We start from the raw sequence: 25,603 nt of genomic DNA, 5'->3' as shown, positions 1-25,603 counted from the left end.
ATAACCGCCCCGTCGATTTACGCGATTGGCCGGCGCGATAGAGATCGGGTGGTTGTTCTGGATTCTGCGAAGTAGGACAATTGCCGGCTTCACGTCACCATCAGCGACCTTGAATGGCCTTCCTTGCACTTGGTATCAACCACAAGACTGCTTCAGTAGATGTCCGCGAGCGCGTGGCCTTTACGCCTGAGCAGCTGGTGGAGGCCCTGCAGCAGCTCTGCCGACTCACCGACAGCCGCGAAGCCGCGATCCTCTCCACCTGCAATCGCAGCGAGCTTTATATAGAACAGGATCACGTTTCGGCCGAGTCGGTGCTGCGCTGGCTGGCCGATTACCACAATCTGAGCCTGCAAGAGCTGCGGGCCAGTGCTTATGTGCACGAGGACGATGCGGCCGTTCGTCACATGATGCGCGTCGCCTCGGGGCTCGACTCGCTGGTGCTGGGCGAGCCGCAGATCCTCGGCCAGATGAAGTCGGCCTACGCCGTGGCCCGCGAGGCGGGCACCGTCGGCCCGTTGCTGGGGCGGCTGTTCCAGGCCACCTTCAATGCCGCCAAGCAGGTGCGCACCGACACGGCCATCGGCGAGAACCCGGTGTCCGTGGCATTCGCCGCCGTCAGCCTGGCGAAACAGATTTTCAGCGACCTGCAACGCAGCCAGGCGCTGCTGATCGGCGCCGGCGAGACCATCACCCTGGTCGCCCGCCATCTTCACGACCTGGGGGTCAAACGCATCGTGGTCGCCAACCGGACCCTGGAACGGGCCAGCACCCTTGCCGAACAGTTCGGTGCCCATGCGGTGCTGCTGGCGGACATTCCGGCGGAGCTGGTGCACAGCGACATCGTCATCAGTTCCACCGCCAGCCAGTTGCCGATCCTGGGCAAGGGCGCGGTGGAAAGCGCCTTGAAACTGCGCAAGCACAAGCCGATCTTCATGGTAGACATCGCTGTTCCCCGGGATATCGAGCCGGAAGTCGGCGAACTGGATGATGTCTATCTCTACAGTGTCGACGACCTGCACGAAGTGGTCGCCGAGAACCTCAAGAGCCGGCAAGGCGCGGCCCAGGCGGCCGAAGAGATGGTCAACGTCGGCGCCGAGGATTTCATGGTGCGCCTGCGTGAGCTGGCGGCGGTGGATGTGCTCAAGGCCTATCGTCAGCAAAGCGAACGCCTGCGCGACGAGGAGTTGCAAAAGGCCCAGCGCCTGCTGGCCAACGGCGGCAACGCCGAGGAGGTGCTGGTGCAACTGGCTCGCGGGTTGACCAACAAATTGCTCCACGCCCCCAGCGTCCAGCTCAAGAAACTGACCGCCGAAGGCCGCCTCGATGCGCTGGCCATGGCCCAGGAACTCTTTGCCCTCGGTGAGGGTTCACCGGATAGTTTTTCGGATAAAAAACCGCAATGAAAGCGTCACTGCTCAATAAACTGGATGTTCTCCAGGACCGTTTCGAAGAACTGACCGCCTTGCTCGGCGATGGCGAGGTCATTTCCGACCAGAACAAATTCCGCACCTATTCCAAGGAATATGCGGAAGTCGAGCCGATTGTCGCCACCTATAAACAGTTGCTCAAAGTGCAGACTGATCTTGAAGGTGCTCAGGCGCTGCTCAAGGACAGCGACCCGGACCTGCGGGAAATGGCGGTAGAAGAAGTTCGCGAAGCCAAGGAGCAGTTGGTCGAGCTGGAGAGCAACCTGCAACGCATGCTGCTGCCCAAGGACCCGAACGACGGGCGCAACGTGTTCCTCGAAATCCGTGCCGGCACCGGCGGCGACGAAGCGGCGATTTTCTCCGGCGACCTGTTCCGCATGTATTCACGCTACGCCGAGCGGCGTGGCTGGCGCGTGGAAATCCTTTCGGAGAACGAAGGCGAACACGGGGGTTATAAAGAGGTGATTGCCCGGGTCGAGGGCGACAACGTCTACGGCAAGCTGAAGTTCGAGTCCGGCGCGCACCGGGTACAACGGGTGCCGGCTACCGAGTCCCAGGGGCGTATCCACACCTCGGCCTGCACCGTGGCGGTGTTACCCGAGCCAGATGAGCAGGAAGCCATCGAGATCAATCCGGCGGACTTGCGCATCGATACCTACCGTTCCTCCGGCGCGGGCGGCCAGCACGTCAACAAGACCGACTCGGCGATCCGCATCACTCACTTGCCTTCTGGCATCGTGGTGGAGTGCCAGGAAGAACGTTCCCAGCACAAGAACCGGGCGCGGGCCATGGCCTGGTTGTCGGCCAAGCTCAACGACCAGCAGACCAGCGCCGCCGCCAACGCCATTGCCAGTGAGCGCAAGCTGCTGGTGGGCTCGGGCGACCGTTCCGAGCGGATCCGCACCTACAACTTTGCCCAGGGCCGGGTTACCGACCACCGCGTCAACCTGACCCTGTATTCGCTCGATGAGATTCTTGCCGGCGGTGTCGAAGCGGTCATCGAGCCGTTGCTGGCCGAATACCAGGCCGACCAGTTGGCTGCGATCGGCGAGTAAGAGGTGAATCCATGACCATCATCGCCAGTTTGCTCCGCGCCGCCGAGCTGCCGGATTCGCCCACTGCTCGCCTGGACGCCGAACTGTTGCTGGCGGCTGCGCTGGGCAAGTCCCGCAGCTTCCTGCACACCTGGCCCGAGCGCATCGTGCCGAGCGAAGCTGCCTTGCTGTTTTCCGAATACCTGCGGCGTCGACGTTCCGGCGAGCCGGTGGCCTACATCCTGGGGCAGCAGGGCTTCTGGAAACTCGACCTGGAAGTGGCGCCCCACACGTTGATCCCGCGTCCCGACACCGAGCTGCTGGTGGAAACCGCGCTGGCCTTGCTACCCGCCACGCCGGCCCGGGTCCTGGACCTGGGCACCGGCAGCGGCGCGATTGCCCTGGCGCTGGCCAGCGAGCGACCGGCCTGGAAGGTCACCGCGGTGGACCGCGTGCTGGAGGCGGTGGCCCTGGCCGAACGCAATCGCCAACGCCTGGACCTGCGCAATGTCACTGTCTTGAGCAGCCATTGGTTCAGTGCACTGGACGGCGAGCGCTTCGAGTTGATCATCAGCAATCCGCCCTACATCGCCGCCACGGATCCGCATCTGGCCGAGGGTGACGTGCGCTTCGAGCCGGCCAGTGCGCTGGTGGCGGGGCAGGATGGCCTGGATGACCTGCGCGAGATCATTGCCCAGGCACCGGCGCACCTCGCACCGGGAGGCTGGCTGATGCTCGAACATGGCTACGATCAGGCCGAGGCGGTGCGTGACTTGCTTCGCGCCCAAGGGATGATGGAAGTCCACAGTCGCCAGGACCTGGGCGGTCATGAGCGCATCAGCCTGGGGTGCCTGCCGTGCTGAACGATCAGGAGCTGTTGCGTTATAGCCGGCAGATTCTGTTGCAACACGTCGACATCGACGGCCAGTTGCGCCTCAAGCAGGGCCGCGTGCTGATCGTCGGCCTGGGCGGCCTCGGCGCCCCGGTGGCCTTGTATCTGGCGGCGGCTGGCGTCGGCGAGTTGCACCTGGCGGATTTCGACACGGTCGACCTGACCAACCTGCAACGCCAGATCATCCATGACACCGACAGCGTCGGCCTGAGCAAGGTCGATTCGGCGATCCGTCGCCTGACGGCCATCAACCCTGAGGTGCGGCTGGTGCCTCATCCAGCGGCCATGGACGAAGACAGCCTGGCCGCCGCGGTGGCGGTCGTGGATGTGGTGCTGGACTGCTCCGACAATTTCTCGACCCGCGAGGCAGTGAACGCAGCGTGTGTATCGGCAGGCAAACCGCTGGTCAGTGGCGCGGCGATTCGTCTGGAGGGGCAGTTATCGGTGTTCGATCCGCGCCGTGCCGAGAGTCCCTGTTATCACTGCCTCTATGGCCACGGCAGCGAAGCCGAGCTGACCTGTAGCGAAGCGGGTGTGCTTGGGCCGCTGGTGGGACTGGTGGGGAGTCTGCAAGCACTGGAGGCGTTGAAGCTGCTGGCCGGTTTCGGTGAGCCGCTGGTGGGGCGTCTGTTATTGATCGATGCCTTGGGCACACGCTTCCGGGAACTGCGAGTCAAGCGTGACCCAGGTTGCAGCGTGTGTGGTGGTGCGCATGAGTGAAGCGCCGGTCGGAGTGCTTGACTCGGGTGTCGGCGGGCTCTCGGTGTTGGGAGAGATCCGTCAATTGTTGCCCAATGAGTCGTTGCTGTACGTCGCGGACTGTGGGCATATTCCCTACGGCGAGAAAACCCCGGAGTTCATCCGACAGCGCTGTGCGATCATTGCTGACTTTCTCCTGAGGCAGGGCGCCAAGGCCCTGGTGGTCGCGTGCAATACCGCGACGGTTGCCGCCGTGGCCGATCTGCGGCGCGACTTTCCCGACTGGCCCATCGTCGGCATGGAGCCAGCGGTCAAGCCGGCGGCAGCCGCCACCCGCAGCGGCATCGTCGGCGTCCTCGCCACCACCGGCACCTTGCAGAGCGCCAAGTTCGCCGCCTTGCTCGACCGCTTCGCCACTGACGTGCGGGTCATCACCCAGCCGTGTCCTGGTCTGGTGGAACTGATCGAAACCGGGGACCTGCACAGTGCGGCCCTGCGCCAACTGTTGCAGCACTACGTCGAGCCCCTGCTGGCAGCCGGCTGCGACACGTTGATCCTGGGCTGTACTCATTACCCATTTCTCAAGCCGTTGCTCAAGCAGATGATCCCTGAACACATCAGTTTGATCGATACCGGCGCTGCCGTGGCCCGGCAACTTCAGCGTCTGTTGGCCGAACGTGGGGTGCTGGCTGAAGGGCCGGCCAGCGAAACTCGATTCTGGAGCAGCGCGGATCCAGAATATTTAGGAAAAATCCTACCAATGCTATGGCATTCGTCTGGCAGTGTGCGAAGCTTCGATCTGTAGGCAAAATGTGAAAATTACGTAAAACGGGCTGAACTTCTGCTTAAACGCAGATTTCTATAGCTCAGTCTGTTGTAACGAAAAACTAACTAAAGTCTGTACGGAAAAGGATGTTTCTAATGAAGCGCTTATTCTGCTTTGCCGCATTTGCGGCTGCATTGCTGGGGCACACTTACACCGCACAGGCGGCGGGCGTGGAATTCGGGGTCGGCCAGACCAGTGACTCGACCATGACCTATCGCTTGGGTATGCAGTTCGATTGGGACAAGAGTTGGTTGCAGAGCGACGTGGGTCGCTTGACCGGCTACTGGAGCGGGGCCTACACCTATTGGGATGGCGATGACAAAGCCAGCAACCACAGCCTGTCGTTCTCGCCAGTGTTTGTGTATGAGTTTGCCGGTCAGAACATCAAGCCTTACGTCGAAGCCGGTATCGGCGTCGCGTTGTTTGCCAATACCGAAGTGGAAAGCAACAAGCTTGGCACGGCGTTCCAGTTCGAAGACCGCATCGGTTTGGGCCTGCGCTTCAATGGCGGACATGAAGTGGGTATTCGCGCTACGCACTATTCCAACGCCGGCATCAAGTCGACCAACGACGGTGTAGAAAGCTTCGCGCTGCACTACACAATGCCGCTGTAATACCCAGACCTGTGGGAGCGAGGCTGCTCGCGAAAGCGGTGGGTCAGTCACCTCGATGCTGGCTGACCCACCGCCATCGCGAGCAGGCTCGCTCCCACATTGGTTTTTGGTGAACACCGGATCTGCGTCTACCGCAGCCTGTGGGAGCGAGCCTGCTCGCGATGGCGGTGGTTCGGTAGACGGTGATTCAGCGATACGCCGTCGTGATTCCCCGGCGTTCTTCGATGCATTCCGCTGCACCCATTTCGAATTCGCGGCAAATCAGCGGGCGGTTCTCGTAGATCGTGCATCTCATGCTGTCGCGGTCCAAGGCCGCGCACCATCCGTCATCTAGCCGCCGCATCACTTCCCCACCCCAGTCATCGGTGTCGATAAAGCGCTGTGGAACGCCGGTGTCGGTGATCAACATCACTTCCAACTGGCAGCAACACGCCGCGCACGTCGAGCAACTGACGGCGGGGGCGCTGATTTCCTGGACAGGGATGGTTTTCATGGCGCGCAGTGTAAGGCAGTTGCGCGGCTCAGCGTCGTCCCTTGATCGGGTCGTCGTTTTTCGTCTGGCAAGCGTTGGTATCCGCCGGCAGGTGCTCGACCGATGAAGAGAGAGGCCAGAGAGCGGTCATGGACATGACGGGCAAGGCCAATTCATGGGGGCGCTCCAACAAATGCTCGAGAATGTGCCGTGCCGCTTCGTCAGGTGTCCACCGGACCGGAGCCGAAAAACAATCCTCATGGCCTGCGGGTGGCTTGTCATACCCCGGATGAACCATTGTCACATCGATGCCCTGAATGGCGAGGTCGGCGCGAGCCTTTTCGAACAGATAACGCATCCCGCCGCCATTCGTTTCGGTGGCCGTCGGTGGCAGATACGTCGCCGGGCTGGCAATGCCCACCAGATGCGGTGCGGTACCGCTGCGCAAAAGAGGCTCGGCGACTTCAATGCAATAACTGGCGACGAGCAGGTTGCTGCGCAGCAGATGCTCGATAAACGTGTGATCAGTCGTTTGCCCGCCGATGTACTCAGCCGTTCCGGCGTTGATGATCAGGGTGTCCAGGGATCCCCAGTCCCGGGCGATCCGCTCGCCAAGTTCACGCACGGTCTGGCTGTCGGTCAAGTTGCCCGGCAGCGTCAGCACTTGTCCCGGATAGCGTAACGACAGGGCTTCATTCGATTGGACACTGCCAGAACTGACTGCCAGGTGCGCGCCCGTTTCCAGCAGCGCTTCAGCCAGCGACGCACCGATCCCGTTGCCGGCACCGGTGAGCCAATATCGCCGTGGCTGCTTCGAATCCATTGGGTACTCCTATCGATCGCGGCGGCGCTTCGATGCGCTGCGTGTATTAGTACGACTATATGGCCGGCTGAATAATTACGTATCCCAGCAGCGGCGATTTCATGTTCGCTGCTCGTCCGACATTTGCAGTGTCGCGTCCTGCCGCGCCGGCAGGTTCCTGAACGCAGAAAGCGCCCGAGCGCGGGATTGGGCCAGATCGACGATGGGCGGTGGGTAATCCGCCGCGCCAAACAAACTGCCCTGACGATTTGGGTTATGGACTTGTTGCTTATCCAGATCGTTCAACTCGGGTAGCCAATGTCTGATGAACCGGCCTTCTCGATCAAACTTTTCCGACTGACTCAGTGGATTGAATATCCGAAACCACGGCGATGCGTCCGTGCCGGTGGAGGCGCTCCATTGCCAGCCGCCGTTATTGGCCGCCAGGTCGCCGTCGATCAAGTGTTGCATGAAGAAACGCTCGCCCTCGCGCCAGTCGATCAGCAGGTTCTTGGTCAGGAACATCGCCACTACCATCCGCAGACGGTTATGCATCCACCCGGTTTCCAACAGTTGACGCATGGCCGCGTCGATAATCGGCAGCCCGGTGCGTGCCTGTTTCCAGGCCGCCAGTTCTTCAGGGGCGTTGCGCCACGGCAGCGCCTCGGTTTCCGGGCGGAATGCACGGCGGCGCGACACGCGTGGAAAGCCCACCAGAATATGTTTATAGAACTCACGCCAGAGCAATTCATTGATCCAGGTCACTGTTCCGACGTTTCCGCTCTCGAATTCTCCCTGGTTGGCTTGCAGCGCCGCATGCAGGCACTGGCGCGGCGAGACAACGCCGGTCGCCAGATATGCCGACAGTTGGCTGGTACCAGGCTTGGCCGGAAAATCCCGTTCGCTCTGGTAATAATCGATGTGTTGGTCGACAAACGTCTCCAGGCGCCGTCGGGCTTCGGTCTCGCCAGCGGGCCATAGGGCGCGCAGCGCTTGGCTAGGAGGCGCAAAGCCGTCGATTTGCGTGGGCACCGGATCGCTGGCGATGCCCACAGGTGCCTGTCGAACCGGCGACGGGACCAGGCCTGGTAAGGAAAGATGCAGACGGCTGTAGCAGACCTTGCGAAATTGGCTGAACACTTGGAAATAAGTGCCGGTCCTGGTCAGGATCGTGCCGGGCTTGAATAGTAACTGGTCAAGGTAACTGTGGAACGCAATCCCGTGGTCGGCCAGCGTACGAGCCACTTCGGTATCGCGACGGCTCTCGTTCACCCCGTACTCTTCATTGACATGTACCGCGTCGACATTAAGTTCGCGGCACAGCGTCAGCAGCACTTGCGGCGCCTGGCTCCACTGCGCCGCGTCGCGGATCAGCAACGGAATATTCAGCTCATCCAGTGCCGCGCTCAACGTCGCGAGGTTGCGCAACCAGAAATCAATCTTGCACGGCGCGTCGTCATGGGTCCGCCACTGGGCCGGGCTCGTCAAGTACACCGCGACACAGGGTCCCCGCGCAGCGGCTGCTGCCAGGGCGGTGTTGTCGTGCACGCGCAAGTCACTGCGCAGCCAGACCAGTTGCAGACTGTTTTCCATCAAATGATTTCTCTACGACTCAGCTCGCGATGAGCGGATAACGGATCTTCGGCCCAGGACACGTCAATCATCGAAACACCCGTGGATAACCTGGCTTGATGAATCGACGCGGCCGGGCCGGCGATGACGATCGGGCAGTCGATTGCGCCCAGTAGCTTGGGCAGTTGGGACAGATTGATCGCGTTGCTGGCATACAGCACCACGCCGCGGGCGTTCAGGCGTTCCACCGCCAGGGCCAGTTCGCCCGGCGGAATCGGCGCGTCGAACACTTCCACCGGGCAATCGGCGCTGCTGGCCAGCCACGCGGTGAGCCACAGCTGCGGTTCCAGGCCAACGTCCGAATGATTGATCAACAGCAGCGGCGCGCCGCGCAGTTGACGATTGTTGTGATAGATCCGACTGCCGAATTTGCTGCGCAGCCAGGAGTACAGGAAAACCCGCTCCAGTTGTGCACCGAACTGTCCTTGCCAGCGCACCTGCAGCTGGCCGAGGAGGGGCAGCAGCAACTGCTCGCACACGGTCCACGGCGGGTAAAGCGCCATCGCCTGGTTGACCAGTTCATCGACCTGACGCTCGGCCAGTTGCGTCACCGCCAGCACCAGGGCGTGGCGCTGACGCTGCCAGTCGTCTTCAAGAGGCTCGGCCAGCGGTTGCGCCGTATCGAGCAACGGCTTGATCTTGCTCACGGCCATTCCGCGGTTGATCCACGTCAGGATGCTCTGGATCCGTTGCACGTGTTCGGCATTGAACAGCCGATGACCCTTGGGCGTACGGTGCGGCACGATCAAGCCGTACCGGCGTTCCCAGGCCCGCAGCGTGATGGCATTGACCCCGGTCTGCCGAGCGACCTCGCGAATCGGCAGCCAGCCTTGTTCCAGGGCCTTGGCAAAGTCGGCGCCCAGGTCTTCACTGGCGCTGGAATCGGTTTCGCGTTTCATCAGATGGCGTTTCGCAGGCTGAGGTTTTCCGGATGCGGTTGCAGATAGACCTGTTGCGCCAGATACGGATCGGGGTGCAGGCGCAGGTGATGCTTGAGCAACGTCAGCGGTACCACCAGCGGCACGATGCCCTGTCGATATTGCCCGATCAGGTGCTGCACCTCCTGCTTGTCCTCGCTGCCGATGGCGCGTTTCAGATACCCGCTCAGGTGTTGCAAGACATTGGTGTGGGTGCGCCGGGTTGCACACTTTTTCAGTGCTGCCATCAGTGCGCTGAAATAACGCGGGCCCAGGTCGTTGGGATCGGCCTTGCCCATGTCGCCTAGCATGGCTCCCAGGACTTTGTATTGCACCGGGTTGTGGGCCATCAGCAGATATTTGTAGCGCGAGTGGAAGTCGATCAGGTCACGGCGGGTCAGTCCCTTGCGGCGCAAGGGTTGCCAGGCGGCGTAGACGAACACCCGGGTCAGGAAGTTCTCCCGCAGCACCGGATCGTTGAGGCGACCGTCTTCCTCCACCGGCAAGTCAGGGTGGCGTTCACAAAATGCCTGGGCGTAGATGCCGCGGCCGCCGCCGTCCTGTGGCGCGCCGTTGGGGTGGTAGACCTTGACCCGCTCCAGGCCGCAGGACGGGGACTTTTGCATGAAGATGTAGCCGCAGATGTCATCCAGTTCGCCCGCCATCTGCACGCCGTAATCGGCCAGTGGCTGCGTTACGTCGAGGGTACGATCCACCGTGCCGACTGCCGCGGGATTATCGGGATCGCCCACCAGGCGGATCGGCTCCCTGGGAATGCCCAGGCCAATGGCAACCTCAGGACATACCGGCACGAAATCAAAGTAATCCACCAGGGTGCGGCTACACAGTTGCGATTGCTTGTGCCCGCCGTTGAAGCGAACTTCAGCGCCCATCAGGCAAGCGCTGATAGCGATTCTGGGTTTGGCGGCGTCGTTGGGCATGGGCGACCTCTGATGGGTTAATCTTGTACAGAAATAAATTCATGTACAATATTTTCATCATAGACACGAAGTCGTACAAGTCAACCGGTTTGTACAAGAGCTCGCGGGCATCGCGTCGCGATTCTGCTTGCGGATGGAGCTGCTGCCTTCTTCGACAGCAGCGAATGGCGCAGGGTGACGCGATTTACTGCAAGCTTGCATGTAAGCGGCGGGCAGCCTCCTGGCCACTGAGCCATGCGCCTTCGACCCGGCCGGACAGGCACCAGTCGCCGCACACGTACAAGCCCAGGTCGGCATCGGCCAGGGCGCCCCACTCATGGCTGCCGGCCGGGCGGGCGTAGAGCCAGCGATGAGCCACGCTGAAGCTGGGGGCGGGCATCGCACTGTGCAGCAGCTCGGCGAAGGCGCCGTGCAAGTGTTCGATCACGGCCTCCTTGGGCAAGTCGATGTTCTGTCGGCTCCAGTCGCTGGTAGCGTGCAGCACCCAGGTGTCGAGCTTGCTGTCGCGTCCCGGTTTGCTACGGTTGAGCGCCAGCCAGTCGAGCGGGCTGTCCTGCACGAAGCAGCCTTCCATAGGCGTATCCAGAGGCTTCTCGAATGCCAGGGCGACGGCCCAGGTGGGGTCCATTTTTACCCCGGCGGCCACGCCGGCCAGCTTCGGCACGGCCGCGAGCAATGCGGTAGCCTGTGGCGCCGGCGTGGCGATCACTACCTGGCCGAAGGGACCATGGGTGAAACCTTCGGCGTCCTGCAGGTGCCAATGTTCCTGGCCGCGATACACCTCGGTGATCCGGCAGGAAAACTGCACCTGCAACTTGCCGAGCAGGGCGCGGGTGATGGCGCTCATGCGTGGCGTGCCGACCCAGCGGGTCTGCTCGTCCGGCGATGGGCTCAGTTGGCCGCCCTGGAAGTTGTACAGTTGCGGGCTCCATTCCGCGGCCCAGCCGTTGGCTTGCCAGCGTTGGACTTCGGTGACGAAGCGCCGGTCGCGGGCCGTGAAATACTGTGCACCCATATCCAGCGCGCCGGCGTCGCTACGCTTGCTGGACATGCGTCCGCCGCTGCCATGGCTTTTGTCGAAAAGTTGAACGGTGTGCCCGGCCTCCGTCAGGGCCTGGGCGGCTGAGAGTCCGGCGATGCCGGTGCCGATGATTGCGATAGGTACAGTCATGAGGGCCTCGTTTACCTTTCTGTACAGACTACGCCGTCGTTTAAACCTGTACAAATCTGGTTTTTGGTATAAGTTTTACCGTTCGCGCTTGGACAGGTTGTCCTATTGTTTAATCACAGACCCTGTCTGATACGAAAAATCCCTGCTTATAAAAATAGACTAGTGGGCCGGGTAAAACGCGATAGGAGAAACAACTCATGCATATCTTGCTGACCGGCGGTACTGGTTTGATCGGACGTCAGCTCTGCCGGCTCTGGTTGGGGCAGGGCCACCGTCTGACGGTATGGAGTCGTCGGCCGGCCGAGGTGGCGCAAATCTGCGGAGCGCAGGTGCGGGCCGTCGCCAAGCTTGACGATATTGTCGAGCCGGTGGATGCGGTGATCAACCTGGCCGGCGCGCCGATTGGCGACCGCCCATGGACTCACAAGCGCAAGATGCTGTTGTGGAGCAGTCGCGTCACCCTGACCGAAGTATTGCTGGCGTGGCTGGAGCGCTGCGAGCAGAAACCGCAGGTCCTGATCTCCGGCTCGGCGGTGGGTTGGTATGGCGACGGTGGCGAGCGTGAGCTGACCGAAGCATCGGGTCCGGTCAGCGAGGATTTCGCCAGTCAGTTGTGCATCGCCTGGGAAGAAACCGCGCAGCGGGCCGAGGCCATGGGCGTGCGGGTGGTGCTGGTGCGCACCGGCCTGGTCCTGTCCGCCGAGGGCGGTATTTTGTCGCGCCTGTTGCCGCCCTTCAAAATGGCGCTGGGCGGGCGTATCGGCAATGGTCGGCAGTGGATGCCGTGGGTTCACATCGACGATCAAATCGCCCTGATTGATTTTCTTCTGCTCCGCGATGAGGCCAGCGGTCCCTATAATGCCTGCGCGCCGAACCCGGTGCGCAATCGCGATTTCGCCAAGGCCCTGGGGCGCGTGTTGCATCGGCCGGCGGTGCTGCCGATGCCGGAGCTGGCGTTGAAGGTCGCGCTGGGGGAAATGTCACTGTTGTTGCTGGGCGGCCAGCGCGCCACCCCGGCCCGATTGCAGGCGGCGGGTTTTACCTTCCGCTTCACTGATTTACCTGCGGCTCTGGACGACTTGTCCAGCCGCTTCTGAAATAGGACGTTGCATGACCGATCACGCATTGCTTCTGGTAAACCTGGGTTCGCCTGCTTCCACCTCGGTGCCCGATGTGCGCCGCTACCTCAACCAATTCCTGATGGATCCTTATGTCATCGACCTGCCGTGGCCGGTGCGGCGGTTGTTGGTGTCGCTGATCCTGATCAAGCGTCCCGAGCAGTCGGCTCACGCCTACGCCTCGATCTGGTGGAAGGAGGGCTCACCGCTGGTGGTGCTCAGTCGTCGCTTGCAACAGGCCATGACCGCGCAATGGACCCGGGGCCCGGTAGAGTTGGCGATGCGCTACGGCGAGCCATCGATCGAGTCGGCCCTGGTGCGCCTGGCGAACCAGGGCCACAAGACGATCACCCTGGCGCCGTTGTATCCGCAGTTCGCCGACAGTACCGTCACCACGGTCATTGAAGAAGCTCGGCGCGTGGCGCGGGAGAAGAAGCTCGATGTGCAGTTCTCGATCCTCCAGCCGTTCTACGATCAGCCGGAATACCTCGACGCTCTAGTGGCCAGCGCCAAGCCATATCTGGTCCAGGACTACGATCATCTGTTGCTCAGTTTCCATGGGCTGCCGGAGCGGCACCTGACCAAGCTCGACCCGACGGGATTCCATTGCTTCAAGGATGCCGACTGCTGCAAGAACGCACCGCCGGAAGTCATGGCGACCTGTTACCGTGCCCAGTGCATTCGTACCGCCGAGTTGTTTGCCCAGCGCATGGGGCTCAAGGACGGGCACTGGTCGGTGTCGTTTCAGTCCCGCCTGGGCCGCGCCAAGTGGATCGAGCCCTATACCGAAGCGCGCCTGGATGAACTGGGTAAAAGCGGTGTGAAGAAAGTCCTGGTGATGTGCCCGGCGTTCGTGGCGGACTGCATCGAAACCCTGGAAGAGATCGGTGATCGTGGTCGCGAGCAGTTTCTGGCGGCGGGTGGCGAGGAGCTGGTGCTGGTGCCGTGCCTCAATGATCAGCCGCAGTGGGCCGAGGCGTTGAGCCGGTTGTGTGAGCGGGCGCCGATTGCTTTGTAATACAAAACTGTGGCGAGGGAGCTTGCTCCCGCTGGACTGCGAAGCAGCCCCATTAGATGGGCGCTTCGCACCCAAGCGGGAGCAAGCTCCCTCGCCACAATAGAACAGGCTGATTTATAGCAGCGGCTCATCCGCCTTCTTCTGCTTCCAACCGTCATTGCCCGGCAGGATCAGGTTCAGCGCAATCGCCACCACCGCACACAGGGCGATGCCCTTGAGGCCGAAGTCGTCCGGGCCGGTACCGGTGCCGACCAGCACACCGCCGATGCCGAACACCAGCGTCACCGAGACGATCACCAGGTTACGCGCCTCGCCCAGGTCGATCTTGTGGCGGATCAGGGTGTTCATGCCCACCGCCGCAATCGAACCGAACAACAGGCACAGGATCCCGCCCATCACCGGCACCGGGATACTTTGCAGCAGTGCGCCGAACTTGCCGATGAACGCCAGGGCGATGGCGAAGATCGATGCCCAGGTCATGATTTTCGGGTTGTAGTTCTTGGTCAGCATTACCGCGCCGGTGACTTCGGCATAGGTGGTATTGGGCGGGCCGCCGAACAGGCCGGCTGCGGTGGTGGCGATGCCGTCACCGAACAGGGTGCGATGCAGGCCGGGTTTTTTCAGGTAGTCGCGACCGGTCACGCTGCCCACGGCAATCACTCCACCGATGTGCTCGATGGCCGGCGCCAGCGCCACGGGCACGATGAACAGGATCGCCTGCCAGTTGAATTCCGGCGCGGTGAAGTTCGGCAGGGCGAACCATGGAGCGGCGGCGATTTTCGCGGTGTCCACCACGCCGAAGAAGAACGCCATGGCGAAGCCGACCAGCACGCCGGAAATGATCGGCACCAGGCGGAAAATCCCTTTGCCGAACACCGCGACGATCAGGGTGGTGAGCAGGGCCGGCATGGAGATCATCATTGCGGTCTGATAATGAATCAGCTCAGTGCCGTCACCGGCCTTGCCCATCGCCATGTTCGCGGCAATCGGCGCCATCGCCAGGCCGATGGAAATGATCACCGGGCCGATGACCACAGGCGGCAGCAGCCGGTCGATGAACCCGGTGCCCTTGATCTTCACCGCCAGGCCCAAGAAGGTGTAGACGAAACCGGCCGCCATCACGCCACCCATGGTCGCTGCCAGGCCGAACTGGCCCTTGGCGAGAATGATGGGGGTAATGAACGCAAAGCTCGACGCCAGGAACACCGGCACCTGACGGCCGGTAACGATTTGGAACAGGATCGTGCCCAGGCCCGCCGTGAACAGTGCGACGTTCGGGTCCAGGCCAGTGATCAACGGCATCAGCACCAGGGCGCCGAAGGCCACGAACAACATCTGTGCGCCTGACAGCACCTGGCGCCAGAGCGGATCGTTGAACTCATCCTGCATGCTCAGGCGTCCTTCTGCTTGGTGCCGAAGATCTTGTCGCCGGCATCGCCCAGGCCCGGGATGATGTAGCCGTGTTCGTTGAGTTTCTGATCGATGGACGCCGTGTAGATGGTCACGTCGGGGTGAGCGTCTTCCACGGCCTTGATGCCTTCGGGCGCCGCCACCAGCACCATGGCGCGGATGTCCCGGCAACCGGCTTTTTTCAGCAGGTCGATGGTGGCGACCATGGAGCTGCCCGTGGCAAGCATCGGGTCGATGATCATTGCCAGGCGCTCGTCGATTTCCGGAACGAGTTTTTCCAGGTACGTGTGCGCTTGCAGCGTTTCTTCATTGCGCGCCACGCCCACGGCGCTGACCTTGGCACCGGGGATCAGGCTGAGCACGCCTTCGAGCATGCCGATACCGGCGCGCAGGATCGGCACCACGGTGATTTTCTTGCCGGCGATTTTCTCGACCTGGACCGCACCGGCCCAACCGTCGATTTCATAGGATTCGAGCGGCAGGTCCTTGGTGGCTTCGTAGGTGAGCAGGGCACCGACTTCCTGGGCGAGCTCGCGGAAATTCTTCGTGCTGATGTCGGCGCGGCGCATCAGGCCGAGTTTGTGTCTGATCAGCGGATGGCGGATCTCGAGGATGGGCATGGGGCTGGCTCCGGCGGCGGGCAAAAAAACCGGCCTAGATTAATCTATCCGAGAGTGTTGTCCTATAGACAATACAGAACGTTAGTCCACAAACGCTTGATCTGGCCGGTCGGGATGCGTACCTTTGCCCGCTTTTCCGAACCTGCCCATCCTCAACCGCCCTTTGGAGAGCGCCATGTCCGCTGATCTCGAGCATATCCGTCAAATCATGCGCGAGGCTGACTGCCTGTACAGCGAAGCCGAAGTCGAAGCGGCCATCGCCCGTGTCGGTGCGCAAATCAACGAGCAGTTGGCCGAGGCCAACCCGGTGGTGTTCTGTGTGATGAACGGCGGACTGATTTTCTCCGGCAAGCTTCTGACCTACCTGAATTTCCCGCTGGAAGCGTCCTACCTGCACGCCACTCGTTATCGCAACGAGACCAGCGGCGGCGACCTGTTCTGGAAAGCCAAGCCGGAAGTCTCGTTCATCGACCGCGACGTGTTGATCATCGACGATATCCTCGATGAAGGTCACACCCTGGGCGCGATCATCGACTTCTGCAGACACGCCGGCGCCCGTGCCGTGCACACCGCCGTGTTGATCGACAAGGACCACGACCGCAAGGCCCGTCCCGACCTGAAGGCCGATTTCGTGGGCCTGCCGTGTGTCGACCGCTACATCTTCGGCTATGGCATGGACTACAAGGGCTACTGGCGCAACGCCAACGGTATTTTTGCCGTCAAAGGAATGTAATCCATGATCCGGCCAAGCTTTCTGGACCAGGCGCTGTTCGAAGAGTTGGCCGGCAAAGCCGCGGCCAATCCTCGCGGGCGACAGCATCACAACTTTCACCAGATGGATGAGCCCTGCCACCGCATGGCGGTTGGCTTGCAGCCTTCGACTTACATCCCGCCGCACCGCCACCTGAGCGCTGACAAGGCTGAGACCTTGCTGGTGCTCAGGGGCCGGCTGGGGGTGTTGGTGTTTGACGAAGACGGTGCGGTGGTGGACAAGCGTATCCTGCAGGCCGGCGGCGATTGCCTCGGCATCGACTTGCCCGCTGGTGTGTACCACGGCCTGGTGGTATTGCAGGCCGACAGCATGATGTTCGAATGCAAGGCCGGGCCGTATCGTCCCGTGGGCGAAGGCGAACTGGCCCATTGGGCACCTCGCGAAGGCGAGCCGGGCGTGGCTGAGTACCAGGCCTGGATGCGCGCGCAGTTCGACTGAGTACGGCTTGGAAGGGCTACGCAGTCCCGTGGCGAGGGAGCTTGCTCCCGCTTGGGTGCGTAGCACCCACCTGCAATTGGGGCTGCTGTGCCCGAGGCGTCGGACTGTCCCAGCGGGAGCAAGCTCCCTCGCCACGGGTTCAGGCAAGCCTTGAGCGGGTGGTGCCAGCCGCCAACCACTGCTCACTCTTGACCCGTGCCTGCTCCAGCGTCTGTACATACGCCAGTTGGCGTTGCTCACGATGGATGCCGGCGCGGCGCAGTTTCAGGCGTACCCGCGGGGCGGTTGCCACCAGGATCAGGCCGATGCCCTGCTTGCGGTAATCCTTGAGGATGTTTTCAAACGCGGCCAGCGCGGTCATGTCGAGCATCGGCACTGCGCTCATTTCCACCACGACCACCCGCACGCCAGGATCGAAGCGGCGCAGCACGTCCAGGGCCTTTTCGGCTGCGCCAAAGAACAGTGGGCCGCGGATGCCATAGCAGCGCACGTGTTCGGGCATCTGCTGCAGGGCCTGGTGGAACTGACGTGGCAGTTCCGCACTGTCGGTCAATTCACTCATGCGCTTGATGAACAACCCGGCGGCCAGCAGCAGGCCGACGGCAACTGCCAGCACCATGTCGAACAGCACCGTCAGGCTCAGGCAGGTCAGCAACACCAGCACATCACTGCGCGGGGCGATGCGCAGCGTGTGCAGCACATGTCCGGCTTCGCTCATGTTCCAGGCGACCATCACCAGCAGCGCCGCCAATGCTGCCATGGGCAAGTAGCTGAACAGCGGCGCCAGCAGCACCATCGCCAGCAGTACCACGAGGCTGTGGATAATCGCCGCCAACGGTGACGACGCACCGCTGCGTACGTTGGTGGCGCTGCGGGCGATGGCGGCGGTGGCGGTGATCCCGCCGAACAGCGGCGCAACCAGGTTGCCCAGGCCCTGACCGATCAACTCGGCATTGGGATCGTGCTTGCTGCCGGTCATGCCGTCGGCCACCACGGCGCACAGCAGCGATTCGATGGCGCCGAGCATGGCAATGGCGAATGCGGGCGCCATCAACTGCCGGATCAGGTCATAGGACAGCGTCAACGGACGAGCTTGGCCGTCCGGCAGATTCCACGGCCAATCAAAACGGGGCAGGAACGGCGGTATGCCCGGATGCGCCACGCCGTCGAGCAGGTAACTGAAGCGTTCGCCCAATGTCGCGACCGGCCAGCCACCGCGCTCCAGCGCCAGCCCCAGGAGTGCGCCGACCAGCAGGGCCACCAGATGGCCGGGCACCCTCGGCACCCAGCGCGGCCAGGCAATCAACACCGCCAGGCAGCTGGCTCCGATGAGGCCGTCGCCCAGGCGTGCGCCGGGCAGCGCCACGATCAACTCGCCCAGCTGCTCGATGTAGTGCCGGGCCTGGCCGGCGGTGCTCAGGCCCAGCAGATCCTTGAGTTGCAAGGTGGCAATGACCACGCCGATCCCGGCGGTGAAACCCAGGATGACCGGATAGGGGATGTACTGAATCAACCGTCCGGCGCGCATCACCCCGAGGGCGATCAGGATCAGCCCGGCGAGCATCGTGCACAGCAGCAGGCCACCCAGGCCATATTGCTGAGTGATGGGCAGCAGGATCACCACGAACGCCGCCGTCGGCCCACTTACGTTGAAGCGCGAACCGCCGGTCAGGGCAATCAGCGGTGCGGCCACCAGCACCGTGTACAAACCGTGTTGCGGCGGTACGCCGACGGCGATCGCCAGGGCCATGGCCAAGGGAATCGCGATAATGCCCACGGTCAGCCCGGCCACCAGGTCGCCCCGCAGGCGCGCAAGGGTGTAACCGGCACGCCAGCTCTGGCGCCACGCGGCAAATAATGGTGGGGCGGAGAAGGACATAGGCACTCCACACAAAGGTTTGGGCAGACGTTTTTGTAGCGAGGGAGCTTGCTCCCGCTGGGTGCGAAGCGCCCCAAAATGGCCTGATGCAATCCTCCAGACTGAACGCATCAGGCGTTTTACAACGGCTGCGCCGCCGAGCGGGAGCAAGCTCCCTCGCCACAAAGACATCACCAGTTGTTTCCGCCGGGATGGCCATCTGAGTATGCCGCCCTCGTAGCCCCGAAGTATTGATCCGGGCCGATTATTTTTACTGCCCCCGCTCATGCTAGAGTGCCCGGCCAAGACCCTGGAGCCTGTCATGCGTGTATCGATCCGCCGCTGCGCCGCCTTGCTGTTGCTATCGAGCTTGACCCTGGCGGCCGGAGCCGCGCCGATGCACAGCCAGTTCCTGCCGCCCGATGACCTGACGGTGCGCCAGGAGCAGCCTGAACAGCAGCAACTGCTACAAGTGACCGAGTATTCGGTGGTGCTGGGCAATCAGCGTCAGTCCAATCAGCAACCGATACCGGTCACATCACCGTTGTTGGTGCGTCTGAAGGGCAAGGCGCTGAACAAAGGCGCCACCCTCAACCAGGTGATCCTCAACTTTGATGGTGAAAGCAAAAGCCTGAAGAAGCCAATGTTCGATGAAGCGAGCAAGACCCTGACCCTGTCTTATCCACAGGCCCAGTACCGGGTGGTTATCGATCTGTTGCGCAATAACACGGTCTATGTGCAGTTCCTGACCTACGCCAACGGCCATATCTGGGCCGACCTGCACACCGGTGCCGAACGCCCGCGTTGAGCCGCGACGTCTGGCAGGGGTAAACTGCCCGCCCCGTGAATTGTGCAAGCTGGAGCCGGCAATGCGTAAAGACAAGAAACAAGTGATTGGCGATGAGATTGGCGACGAGCAGATCAAGCTGTTCCTCAATTTCGAACCGGTCGATGCCACGTCGCCGTCGCTGCACAAATTGATCAAGGGTTACCGTGGCCTGCGAGTCGACGATTTCGAGCGGTTCCTGACGTTCTTCGTCGAGGCCGGCTACGATCTCAATGGCAAGGATGAAAAAGGTAACGATTTTGTCGCGTTGATCCAGGACCAGCGCAATGCCGAGGAATACATCGAGTTGTTCAACAAGGCGCGTGGCTGATTGGTCATGGGCCTGCTTCGCAGGCCAGCGGGAGCAAGCTCCCTCGCCACGAAAGCGCCACCCATAAAAAACGCCCCGCTCTCATGGAGAACGGGGCGTTTTTTCATACGAGCCAATCAAGCGTAGCTTTGGGTTTCGCTGCTTTCTTCAACCAGTTCCAGCGCGACGTTGTTCTGGGCGTTGATCTTGCGATACAGCGCCGCGTCGGTTTCCAGGACTTTCTCCCGGGCCGGGAAGATTTCCGCGAGCTTGGTCGCCCACTCACCCTTGGCTTTTTCCGGGAAGCAGCGTTCGATCAGTTCCAGCATGATCGATACGGTGACCGAAGCGCCAGGCGACGCGCCGAGCAGGGCGGCGAGGCTGCCGTCCTTGGCCGCCACCAGTTCGGTACCGAACTGCAGGACGCCACCTTTCTTCGGGTCTTTCTTGATGATCTGCACCCGTTGGCCGGCCACTTCCAGACGCCAGTCCTCGGCTTTCGCCTCGGGGTAGAAGCGACGCAGGGATTCCAGGCGCTGCTCCATGGACTGCATCACTTCGCTGATCAGGTATTTGGTCAGGTCCATGTTGTCCCGGGCCACGGCCAGCATCGGGCCGATGTTGCCGGCGCGTACCGACAACGGCAGGTCCATGATCGAACCGTGCTTGAGAAACTTGGTGGTGAAACCGGCGTAGGGCCCGAACAGCAGGGACTTCTTGCCATCGACCACGCGGGTGTCCAGGTGCGGCACCGACATGGGTGGCGAGCCCACGGCGGCCTGGCTGTAGACCTTGGCCTGGTGATGCTTGACCACGTCCGGGTTGTCGCAACGCAGCCACTGGCCGCTGACCGGGAAGCCGCCGAAGCCCTTGCTTTCCTCGATGCCTGAGGCCTGGAGCAACGGCAGCGCTGCACCGCCAGCGCCCAGGAAAACGAATTTGGCGTCGACTTCGCGGCTGTTGCCGGAGTTCACGTCCTTGATGCTTACGGTCCAGCCATTGCTGTTGCGCTTGAGGCCGGTGACGCGCTTGCAGTATTTGACCTGGGTATCCGGGGCGCTGGTCAGGTGCTTGAGCAACTGGTTGGTCAGGGCGCCGAAGTTGACGTCGGTGCCGTTCATGACCCGGGTCGCGGCGATGACTTCATCGGCGGGCCGGCCAGGCATCATCAGCGGCATCCACTCGGCCATCTTGCCTTTGTCTTCGGTGTACTCCATGTCGGCGAAGGCGTGGTGCTGTTTCAGCAGCTCGAAGCGCTTCTTGAGGAACGACACGCCTTTTTCGCCCTGCACGAAACTCAGGTGCGGTACCGGGGCGATGAAGGACTTGGAGGAGCCGAACGTGCCTTTTTTAGTCAGGTACGTCCAGAACTGCTTCGACACCTCGAACTGGGTGTTGATGTGCACGGCTTTCTTGATGTCGATACTGCCATCGGCGGCCTGGGGCGTGTAGTTGAGCTCACACAGCCCGGCGTGGCCGGTGCCGGCGTTATTCCAGGGGTTGGAACTCTCCGCGGCACCGGAATCCATCAGCTCGACGACTTCCAGCGAGATCGCGGGGTCGAGTTCCTTGAGCAGTACGGCCAGGGTGGCACTCATGATGCCGGCCCCTACCAGAACTACATCGACTGCTTCGTTATGCGCCATTTAACGCGTCTCCAAAATCTGCAGCACCAAATTGTCGGCATAGCGGCCAGGAATGGCAGGGCAGGTCGGTTGTGCCCCAGGTATCCATGGCCAGGATCGCCATGTCCGAATCTTCGCAATTTTTTCGCAACTACTGCGGATGCATGCAGCCTGGCCTCAAGCGTCCTATGAACTCACTTAAGCGCCGGGCGGGCAATTCGACTTATGGCCGAGACATCCGTTCGTGCAACCAAATCCGTAGCGGACAGGCTTCAGGCGCCGGTTCTTGAGCGATGGCCGGTCCTGTGTCGTTGGGCTGTTACAGACGCTGATGGTGCTTGTTCAGACGCAAAACTCTTCATTTGCTCGCCACACTCTTGTGAAGTTGTGAAAACCCGTTTTTTTCACGCTCTTTTGAAGACGTGAACCTCAAAAAAGGGCTGTCCCAGCCTGGCACCGCGCCCGGTTTGGTTTGCCCCCATGTAATACATGACAGGCAAAACGGGCAGACAGCTCAGTGACCGAGCGTAATGACAGCTCTGCAGATTCGCGAGAAGGGATGATTTGCCTGAGAACAGCAAGCGCGCCAGCTTCACTCGATCTGTGTGGGCGGCTCTCTGTGGGCGTTGCGGGGTGCCAATACCAGCGCATCGGCGATGTTGCGAGGCCCGATCAGGAGACGTCCTTATAATCGGGGGGAGATTGTATCGAAGAAACGCAGGGAAATGGTCGTGTTTAATGACTTTTATTAGCCGTCCGGTCAGATGGTCAACAGTTGCCGGTTGCGTGAGCGGGCGCGAAGCGGTTGCACGCGAGCGCTGGCGGGCAATGGCTGGTGCAGCCAGTTGAGGCGGATCTCTTCGATTTCCACCCAGCCCTCGCCCATCGGCTGCAGGCTGCACTGCTTGAAGGCCTGGCAGCGGCCATTGCCGTCCAACAGGGCGAAGCTGCGATGATGCGGGCGCGGGGTGAACAGGGAAATAAGAAAGCGCATGATCGAATACCGGGTCAGGAGGCTTGTGAAAGAGCCTGACAGCGGGCGATGACATGCCGGTGTAAGGCGCGTGACAATGGGGTGACAGATGGGGATAGGAACCGGCCCGCGCGGGTTTTGTCAGACTTTTCAGTATTCATCCCGCGGTGCTGGTTCCCCGCGATGGCCCACCGCTATACTGCCGGCCTGTTTGTGCCCGATTCTGGAGAGAAGAGCATGTTGCAACGCCTGTTGTTCGGTTTGATCGCTGTGACCAGTCTGGCCCTCGTCGGCTGCGCCCACAGTCCGCAACAACTTAACCCGGAGCCCAAGCTCAATGCCCAGCTGGCGCCTGTAGGTCGTGGCCAGCCGGTGGTGGTGCGCGTGGTGGACGGTCGTCCTTCGCCGACCCTCGGTACCCGTGGCGGCTTGTACCCGGAAACCAGCGTGATCACCGTGCAAGGCGCGCAGATCCTGCCGAAATTGCAGGCTCAGGCCGAAGCGGCGGTACGCCTGCTGGGCTTCACCCCAACCGCCAACGCCCTGAACGCACCACAACTGACCGTGACCCTGGCCGAGCTCAAGTATCAGTCGCCCAAGGAAGGCATGTACGTGACCGAAGCCACCATCGGCGCGACCTTCCGTTCCGACGTGCAGAACGCCAACCGCCGCTACAGCGGTCGCTACGGCGCTTCGCTGGACCAGCGCTTCGGCATGGCGCCGAACCAGGACACCAACACCAAGCTGGTGAGCGACGTGTTGAGTGATGCTCTGACCCGGTTGTTCAAAGACCCGACCATTGGGCAGGTATTGGCTGAGTAAGCTTTCAACTCATTCAGGCAGTACACCCCTGTGGGAGCGAGCCTGCTCGCGATAGCGGTTTGTCAGTCACATTGATGTTGAATGTGCCGCCGCATTCGCGAGCAGGCTCGCTCCCACATTGGTTTTCAGGCCGCCTGTGAATAAAACTCCAACACACTGATCCCGGTCAGCAGGTCGGCCTCTGGCAAATCGGCATGTTGATGCCCGCCGAGGGCGCAGTAGACCAGCCAGTGCTGATCCTGGACATTGAAGGACAGGCTGCCGACAAGGTTCTGTTGTTCCTCGCTCGGGCTGATGAGATAGAGACGATCCTGGTTTTCGGCGTGCAGCATGATGGGGTCCGTGCAGGTTTTGACGGGCGACAGAGTGGCCTGCTCAGATGACGAAATCGTGACGGATGGATTTACTCCGGCTTGATTGGCGCTTTGTGGCGAGGGAGCTTGCTCCCGCTGGGCTGCGCAGCAGCCCCCGACTAGCGTCTCGGCGTGTCAGGTTAATCGTGCAAGCTTTTTTGGGACTGCTTCGCAGTCCAGCGGGAGCAAGCTCCCTCGCCACGAAGTCGCCAGGCCATTACCTCAGCTGATCGTTGTTGGTCGGAAAAAACGGTGCAGGGCGGCAGGCTTTCGGTAGAATCCGCGCCCTGTTCGTAGGCCATGGGCGTGTCTGTCCTGTCCGTTTATCGCTTGAGGTTCGTGATGTCGCTGCATCTGTTTTCGTTGTTCGCTGCCCACCCCGCCAAACTGATCAACCTGCTCGCGTTGCTGTTTGCCTGCCCGGGCGGCTGGGTACTGCACGCGACGCGTCGCCGTGAACAACGGGCGCGAGCCTGCCTGCAAGCACGCAGTGGCAATGGCGAGGAGCGTTTCGAAGCACTGCTGGACCTGGCCACCCAGCGGATGAACCGGTTCTTCTATCGGTTCGGCTTTGGCTGCCTGGCGCTGGCGTTGCTGGTGTCGTGGATCAGCACACAGTTCTGACTGCGTAGCCGTGGCGAGGGGGGCTTGCAGGACAAGCGAGGGTCGCCAGGCAAAGGTGCTTTTGTGGCGAGGGAGCTTGCTCCCGCTGGGCTGCGAAGCAGCCCCCTTGAACGGTCAACCCAAGGCTCTGACTAACCGCAAGCCTGTTTGCGATTGCTGCGCAATCGAGCGGAAGCAAGCTCCCTCGCCACAGGGAATCCGTGTCCTCAGACCTGCCGCTTAAAGCGCCAACCCCGCCTTGACCCGATACTGATTACGCACCGGCGTCGCATACTGCAACACCAGGAACGGCCGGTGTTCCGGTGGGCAGGCGTCCAGGCGGCGTTGCCATTCCTGCTCGGCCTTGGCCAGTTCCTCGGCGCCAAACACCTCGGCGGCCGTGGGCACTTGCAATTGCGGGTCGGCGTCGGCCCATTGGGCGTAGGCCAGGTAGTGCACCGGGAACAACCGGTAGCCACCGAGAATCTGCCGGTCCATCTCCATGGCCAGTTGCTTGGTATCTTCGAACACTTCGGTGATCGGCGCGGCGAAGTTCACGTGGACCCGGCCCTTGTAGCCGGTGATGCCCTTGGCGATGCTCACGTCATCCTCGCCCGGCGCCTTGGTGTAGCTGCCGGTGGTGGCGCGGATGTACAGCTCGCGGGCCTTGGCCTGGTCGCAGGGATCGTACTCGTAACTGATGGACACCGGCGTCAGGTTCAGCGACCGGATGACCTCGCCGAACGGCTCGTCCTTGCGACTCATGTGGAACATCTTGAGGATTGCCGATTCGGTCCGGTCGTCACCGTCCTTGGCCCGACCCTCGGCCTGGGCGATCCAGATCGAGGCGCAATCGTTGCGGATCGAGTGGTTGATGTACGCCGACAGCAGCTGGTACGCCGCCAGTTTTTCCCGCCGCCCGGTGAGGGAGCGGTGCACGATGAAGCTCTTGTTCAGGCGCATCAGGTCGCTGACGAACGGCTTTTGCAGCAGGTTGTCGCCAATGGCAATGCGCGGTGTCGGCAGGCCGGCGTGGTATACGGCATAGTTGACGAACGCCGGGTCCATCACGATGTCGCGGTGGTTGGCGATGAACAGGTACGCACTGCCGGACTTGAATTGTTCCACCCCGGTGTAGGTCACACCGTCGGTGGCGCGCTCGATGGTGTGGTCGACGTAGAACTCCACTTTGTCCTGCAAAGTGGCGACCGACGTCACGCCGGCGAACTCACGCCGCAATCTTTGCGCTATAAGAGGTTTGAGCATCCAGCCGAGGGCCCCGGCCAGGCGCGGGAAGCGGAAGTGGGTGAGGATATCTAGAAACGCCTTGTCGCCGAGCAGCCGGGCCAGCACCGCTGGGACTTCGCTGTCGTCGTAAGGTCGGATGGCATCGAATTCGCCCATCATGCTCTCTTGTTGGAAACGGCTAG

General features: G+C 61.8%; 27 protein-coding genes. 14 read left to right on the top strand and 13 right to left on the bottom strand.

Annotated elements, in window-relative coordinates:
* Positions 1-113 precede the first annotated feature (113 nt).
* The 6 genes from hemA (at position 114) to ACLEJQ_RS01660 (ending at position 5,492) form a co-directional block, all read left to right on the top strand.
* Positions 114-1,403 carry a glutamyl-tRNA reductase gene (gene hemA, locus ACLEJQ_RS01685; RefSeq protein ID WP_440791550.1) on the top strand — a complete coding sequence of 430 codons (1,290 nt, stop codon included), beginning with the start codon at positions 114-116 and terminating at the stop codon, positions 1,401-1,403.
* On the top strand, positions 1,400-2,482 hold the full coding sequence (gene prfA, locus ACLEJQ_RS01680) for a peptide chain release factor 1 (RefSeq protein ID WP_440791548.1): 1,083 nt from the start codon (positions 1,400-1,402) through the stop codon (positions 2,480-2,482). The genes hemA and prfA overlap by 4 nt, the downstream gene beginning before the upstream one ends.
* Before the next feature lie 11 nt (positions 2,483-2,493).
* Positions 2,494-3,324 (top strand): peptide chain release factor N(5)-glutamine methyltransferase, encoded by an 831-nt coding sequence (prmC, locus tag ACLEJQ_RS01675; RefSeq protein WP_440791546.1) that lies wholly within the window; start codon positions 2,494-2,496, stop codon positions 3,322-3,324.
* A complete protein-coding gene (locus ACLEJQ_RS01670) occupies positions 3,318-4,073 on the top strand; it encodes a molybdopterin-synthase adenylyltransferase MoeB (RefSeq protein ID WP_440791544.1) in 756 nt (251 codons plus the stop codon). Before prmC ends, ACLEJQ_RS01670 begins: the two co-directional genes overlap by 7 nt.
* On the top strand, positions 4,066-4,857 hold the full coding sequence (murI, locus tag ACLEJQ_RS01665) for a glutamate racemase (RefSeq protein WP_440791542.1): 792 nt from the start codon (positions 4,066-4,068) through the stop codon (positions 4,855-4,857). Before ACLEJQ_RS01670 ends, murI begins: the two co-directional genes overlap by 8 nt.
* Positions 4,858-4,973: 116 nt before the next feature.
* Entirely contained in the window at positions 4,974-5,492 is a 519-nt protein-coding gene (locus ACLEJQ_RS01660) for an acyloxyacyl hydrolase (RefSeq protein WP_440791540.1), read from the top strand.
* 187 nt (positions 5,493-5,679) lie between these two features.
* On the opposite strand, the gene ACLEJQ_RS01655 is transcribed toward ACLEJQ_RS01660, so the two are convergent.
* The 6 genes from ACLEJQ_RS01655 to ACLEJQ_RS01630 form a co-directional block, all read right to left on the bottom strand.
* Complete coding sequence (locus ACLEJQ_RS01655; RefSeq protein ID WP_440791539.1) at positions 5,680-5,985, bottom strand: YkgJ family cysteine cluster protein; 306 nt, start codon at positions 5,983-5,985, stop codon at positions 5,680-5,682.
* Between the two features lie 28 nt (positions 5,986-6,013).
* Positions 6,014-6,787, bottom strand: coding sequence for an SDR family NAD(P)-dependent oxidoreductase (locus tag ACLEJQ_RS01650; protein ID WP_440791537.1), 774 nt, complete (start codon positions 6,785-6,787; stop codon positions 6,014-6,016).
* 99 nt (positions 6,788-6,886) lie between these two features.
* Positions 6,887-8,347, bottom strand: a complete 1,461-nt coding sequence (gene phrB / locus ACLEJQ_RS01645) for a deoxyribodipyrimidine photo-lyase (protein ID WP_440791644.1) — start codon at positions 8,345-8,347, stop codon at positions 6,887-6,889.
* Positions 8,348-8,358: 11 nt separating this feature from the next.
* On the bottom strand, positions 8,359-9,297 hold the full coding sequence (locus ACLEJQ_RS01640) for a MerR family transcriptional regulator (RefSeq protein ID WP_440791535.1): 939 nt from the start codon (positions 9,295-9,297) through the stop codon (positions 8,359-8,361).
* Positions 9,297-10,256 (bottom strand): YbgA family protein, encoded by a 960-nt coding sequence (locus ACLEJQ_RS01635; RefSeq protein WP_440791533.1) that lies wholly within the window; start codon positions 10,254-10,256, stop codon positions 9,297-9,299. Before ACLEJQ_RS01635 ends, ACLEJQ_RS01640 begins: the two co-directional genes overlap by 1 nt.
* 184 nt (positions 10,257-10,440) lie before the next feature.
* The gene (locus tag ACLEJQ_RS01630) at positions 10,441-11,427 is read right to left on the bottom strand and encodes an NAD(P)/FAD-dependent oxidoreductase (protein ID WP_440791531.1); all 987 of its coding nucleotides are present in this window, start codon (positions 11,425-11,427) and stop codon (positions 10,441-10,443) included.
* A 197-nt stretch (positions 11,428-11,624) separates the two neighbouring features.
* Here ACLEJQ_RS01630 and ACLEJQ_RS01625 point away from each other — a divergent pair, with 197 nt between their 5' ends.
* Both ACLEJQ_RS01625 and hemH read left to right on the top strand, forming a co-directional pair.
* A complete protein-coding gene (locus ACLEJQ_RS01625; RefSeq protein ID WP_440791530.1) occupies positions 11,625-12,524 on the top strand; it encodes a TIGR01777 family oxidoreductase in 900 nt (299 codons plus the stop codon).
* 13 nt (positions 12,525-12,537) lie between these two features.
* Positions 12,538-13,563: a ferrochelatase gene (hemH, locus tag ACLEJQ_RS01620; protein WP_440791528.1), complete on the top strand. Its 1,026-nt coding sequence runs from the start codon at positions 12,538-12,540 to the stop codon at positions 13,561-13,563.
* 114 nt (positions 13,564-13,677) lie between these two features.
* Here the strand turns inward: hemH and ACLEJQ_RS01615 are convergent, their stop codons facing one another.
* Together ACLEJQ_RS01615 and upp are read right to left on the bottom strand one after the other, a co-directional pair.
* The gene (locus ACLEJQ_RS01615) at positions 13,678-14,952 is read right to left on the bottom strand and encodes a uracil-xanthine permease family protein (protein WP_440791527.1); all 1,275 of its coding nucleotides are present in this window, start codon (positions 14,950-14,952) and stop codon (positions 13,678-13,680) included.
* A gap of 2 nt (positions 14,953-14,954) precedes the next feature.
* Positions 14,955-15,593, bottom strand: a complete 639-nt coding sequence (gene upp / locus ACLEJQ_RS01610; RefSeq protein ID WP_440791525.1) for a uracil phosphoribosyltransferase — start codon at positions 15,591-15,593, stop codon at positions 14,955-14,957.
* Positions 15,594-15,768: 175 nt separating this feature from the next.
* Here upp and ACLEJQ_RS01605 point away from each other — a divergent pair, with 175 nt between their 5' ends.
* Both ACLEJQ_RS01605 and ACLEJQ_RS01600 read left to right on the top strand, forming a co-directional pair.
* Positions 15,769-16,326 carry a hypoxanthine-guanine phosphoribosyltransferase gene (locus ACLEJQ_RS01605; protein ID WP_440791523.1) on the top strand — a complete coding sequence of 186 codons (558 nt, stop codon included), beginning with the start codon at positions 15,769-15,771 and terminating at the stop codon, positions 16,324-16,326.
* Between the two features lie 3 nt (positions 16,327-16,329).
* On the top strand, positions 16,330-16,803 hold the full coding sequence (locus ACLEJQ_RS01600) for a WbuC family cupin fold metalloprotein (RefSeq protein ID WP_440791521.1): 474 nt from the start codon (positions 16,330-16,332) through the stop codon (positions 16,801-16,803).
* Positions 16,804-16,942: 139 nt separating this feature from the next.
* Here the strand turns inward: ACLEJQ_RS01600 and dauA are convergent, their stop codons facing one another.
* Positions 16,943-18,682, bottom strand: coding sequence for a C4-dicarboxylic acid transporter DauA (dauA, locus tag ACLEJQ_RS01595; RefSeq protein ID WP_440791519.1), 1,740 nt, complete (start codon positions 18,680-18,682; stop codon positions 16,943-16,945).
* Between the two features lie 301 nt (positions 18,683-18,983).
* Here dauA and ACLEJQ_RS01590 point away from each other — a divergent pair, with 301 nt between their 5' ends.
* Entirely contained in the window at positions 18,984-19,469 is a 486-nt protein-coding gene (locus ACLEJQ_RS01590) for a hypothetical protein (RefSeq protein WP_440791517.1), read from the top strand.
* Positions 19,470-19,530: 61 nt separating this feature from the next.
* Complete coding sequence (locus ACLEJQ_RS01585) at positions 19,531-19,818, top strand: PA4642 family protein (protein ID WP_440791516.1); 288 nt, start codon at positions 19,531-19,533, stop codon at positions 19,816-19,818.
* 116 nt (positions 19,819-19,934) lie between these two features.
* On the opposite strand, the gene mqo is transcribed toward ACLEJQ_RS01585, so the two are convergent.
* Together mqo and ACLEJQ_RS01575 are read right to left on the bottom strand one after the other, a co-directional pair.
* Positions 19,935-21,443: a malate dehydrogenase (quinone) gene (gene mqo, locus ACLEJQ_RS01580; protein ID WP_440791514.1), complete on the bottom strand. Its 1,509-nt coding sequence runs from the start codon at positions 21,441-21,443 to the stop codon at positions 19,935-19,937.
* A 739-nt stretch (positions 21,444-22,182) separates the two neighbouring features.
* A complete protein-coding gene (locus ACLEJQ_RS01575) occupies positions 22,183-22,416 on the bottom strand; it encodes a hypothetical protein (RefSeq protein ID WP_245145002.1) in 234 nt (77 codons plus the stop codon).
* A gap of 216 nt (positions 22,417-22,632) precedes the next feature.
* On the opposite strand from ACLEJQ_RS01575, the gene ACLEJQ_RS01570 reads away from it, so the two are divergent.
* Entirely contained in the window at positions 22,633-23,217 is a 585-nt protein-coding gene (locus tag ACLEJQ_RS01570; RefSeq protein WP_440791512.1) for a YajG family lipoprotein, read from the top strand.
* A gap of 125 nt (positions 23,218-23,342) precedes the next feature.
* On the opposite strand, the gene ACLEJQ_RS01565 is transcribed toward ACLEJQ_RS01570, so the two are convergent.
* Positions 23,343-23,549, bottom strand: a complete 207-nt coding sequence (locus ACLEJQ_RS01565; RefSeq protein WP_440791510.1) for a hypothetical protein — start codon at positions 23,547-23,549, stop codon at positions 23,343-23,345.
* A gap of 363 nt (positions 23,550-23,912) precedes the next feature.
* Here ACLEJQ_RS01565 and ACLEJQ_RS01560 point away from each other — a divergent pair, with 363 nt between their 5' ends.
* Positions 23,913-24,194 (top strand): hypothetical protein, encoded by a 282-nt coding sequence (locus ACLEJQ_RS01560; protein ID WP_440791508.1) that lies wholly within the window; start codon positions 23,913-23,915, stop codon positions 24,192-24,194.
* A 219-nt stretch (positions 24,195-24,413) separates the two neighbouring features.
* On the opposite strand, the gene ACLEJQ_RS01555 is transcribed toward ACLEJQ_RS01560, so the two are convergent.
* On the bottom strand, positions 24,414-25,580 hold the full coding sequence (locus tag ACLEJQ_RS01555; protein ID WP_440791506.1) for a 1-acyl-sn-glycerol-3-phosphate acyltransferase: 1,167 nt from the start codon (positions 25,578-25,580) through the stop codon (positions 24,414-24,416).
* Positions 25,581-25,603: the final 23 nt, after the last annotated feature.

This window comes from Pseudomonas sp. SMV71 (assembly GCF_052042015.1).
GTDB lineage: Bacteria > Pseudomonadota > Gammaproteobacteria > Pseudomonadales > Pseudomonadaceae > Aquipseudomonas.
The sequence above is the reverse complement of the archived record's forward strand: the minus strand, read 5'-3'. Positions and strand labels throughout refer to the sequence as shown.

Coding starts and splice junctions, on each gene's coding strand:
- hemA (WP_440791550.1), top strand. CDS start 114: ATGGCCTTCCTTGCACTTGGTATCAACCACAAGACTGCTTCAGTAGAT.
- prfA (WP_440791548.1), top strand. CDS start 1,400: ATGAAAGCGTCACTGCTCAATAAACTGGATGTTCTCCAGGACCGTTTC.
- prmC (WP_440791546.1), top strand. CDS start 2,494: ATGACCATCATCGCCAGTTTGCTCCGCGCCGCCGAGCTGCCGGATTCG.
- murI (WP_440791542.1), top strand. CDS start 4,066: ATGAGTGAAGCGCCGGTCGGAGTGCTTGACTCGGGTGTCGGCGGGCTC.
- ACLEJQ_RS01660 (WP_440791540.1), top strand. CDS start 4,974: ATGAAGCGCTTATTCTGCTTTGCCGCATTTGCGGCTGCATTGCTGGGG.
- ACLEJQ_RS01655 (WP_440791539.1), bottom strand. CDS start 5,985: ATGAAAACCATCCCTGTCCAGGAAATCAGCGCCCCCGCCGTCAGTTGC.
- ACLEJQ_RS01650 (WP_440791537.1), bottom strand. CDS start 6,787: ATGGATTCGAAGCAGCCACGGCGATATTGGCTCACCGGTGCCGGCAAC.
- ACLEJQ_RS01640 (WP_440791535.1), bottom strand. CDS start 9,297: ATGAAACGCGAAACCGATTCCAGCGCCAGTGAAGACCTGGGCGCCGAC.
- ACLEJQ_RS01635 (WP_440791533.1), bottom strand. CDS start 10,256: ATGCCCAACGACGCCGCCAAACCCAGAATCGCTATCAGCGCTTGCCTG.
- ACLEJQ_RS01630 (WP_440791531.1), bottom strand. CDS start 11,427: ATGACTGTACCTATCGCAATCATCGGCACCGGCATCGCCGGACTCTCA.
- ACLEJQ_RS01625 (WP_440791530.1), top strand. CDS start 11,625: ATGCATATCTTGCTGACCGGCGGTACTGGTTTGATCGGACGTCAGCTC.
- hemH (WP_440791528.1), top strand. CDS start 12,538: ATGACCGATCACGCATTGCTTCTGGTAAACCTGGGTTCGCCTGCTTCC.
- ACLEJQ_RS01615 (WP_440791527.1), bottom strand. CDS start 14,952: ATGCAGGATGAGTTCAACGATCCGCTCTGGCGCCAGGTGCTGTCAGGC.
- upp (WP_440791525.1), bottom strand. CDS start 15,593: ATGCCCATCCTCGAGATCCGCCATCCGCTGATCAGACACAAACTCGGC.
- ACLEJQ_RS01605 (WP_440791523.1), top strand. CDS start 15,769: ATGTCCGCTGATCTCGAGCATATCCGTCAAATCATGCGCGAGGCTGAC.
- ACLEJQ_RS01600 (WP_440791521.1), top strand. CDS start 16,330: ATGATCCGGCCAAGCTTTCTGGACCAGGCGCTGTTCGAAGAGTTGGCC.
- dauA (WP_440791519.1), bottom strand. CDS start 18,682: ATGTCCTTCTCCGCCCCACCATTATTTGCCGCGTGGCGCCAGAGCTGG.
- ACLEJQ_RS01590 (WP_440791517.1), top strand. CDS start 18,984: ATGCGTGTATCGATCCGCCGCTGCGCCGCCTTGCTGTTGCTATCGAGC.
- ACLEJQ_RS01585 (WP_440791516.1), top strand. CDS start 19,531: ATGCGTAAAGACAAGAAACAAGTGATTGGCGATGAGATTGGCGACGAG.
- mqo (WP_440791514.1), bottom strand. CDS start 21,443: ATGGCGCATAACGAAGCAGTCGATGTAGTTCTGGTAGGGGCCGGCATC.
- ACLEJQ_RS01575 (WP_245145002.1), bottom strand. CDS start 22,416: ATGCGCTTTCTTATTTCCCTGTTCACCCCGCGCCCGCATCATCGCAGC.
- ACLEJQ_RS01570 (WP_440791512.1), top strand. CDS start 22,633: ATGTTGCAACGCCTGTTGTTCGGTTTGATCGCTGTGACCAGTCTGGCC.
- ACLEJQ_RS01565 (WP_440791510.1), bottom strand. CDS start 23,549: ATGCTGCACGCCGAAAACCAGGATCGTCTCTATCTCATCAGCCCGAGC.
- ACLEJQ_RS01560 (WP_440791508.1), top strand. CDS start 23,913: ATGTCGCTGCATCTGTTTTCGTTGTTCGCTGCCCACCCCGCCAAACTG.
- ACLEJQ_RS01555 (WP_440791506.1), bottom strand. CDS start 25,580: ATGATGGGCGAATTCGATGCCATCCGACCTTACGACGACAGCGAAGTC.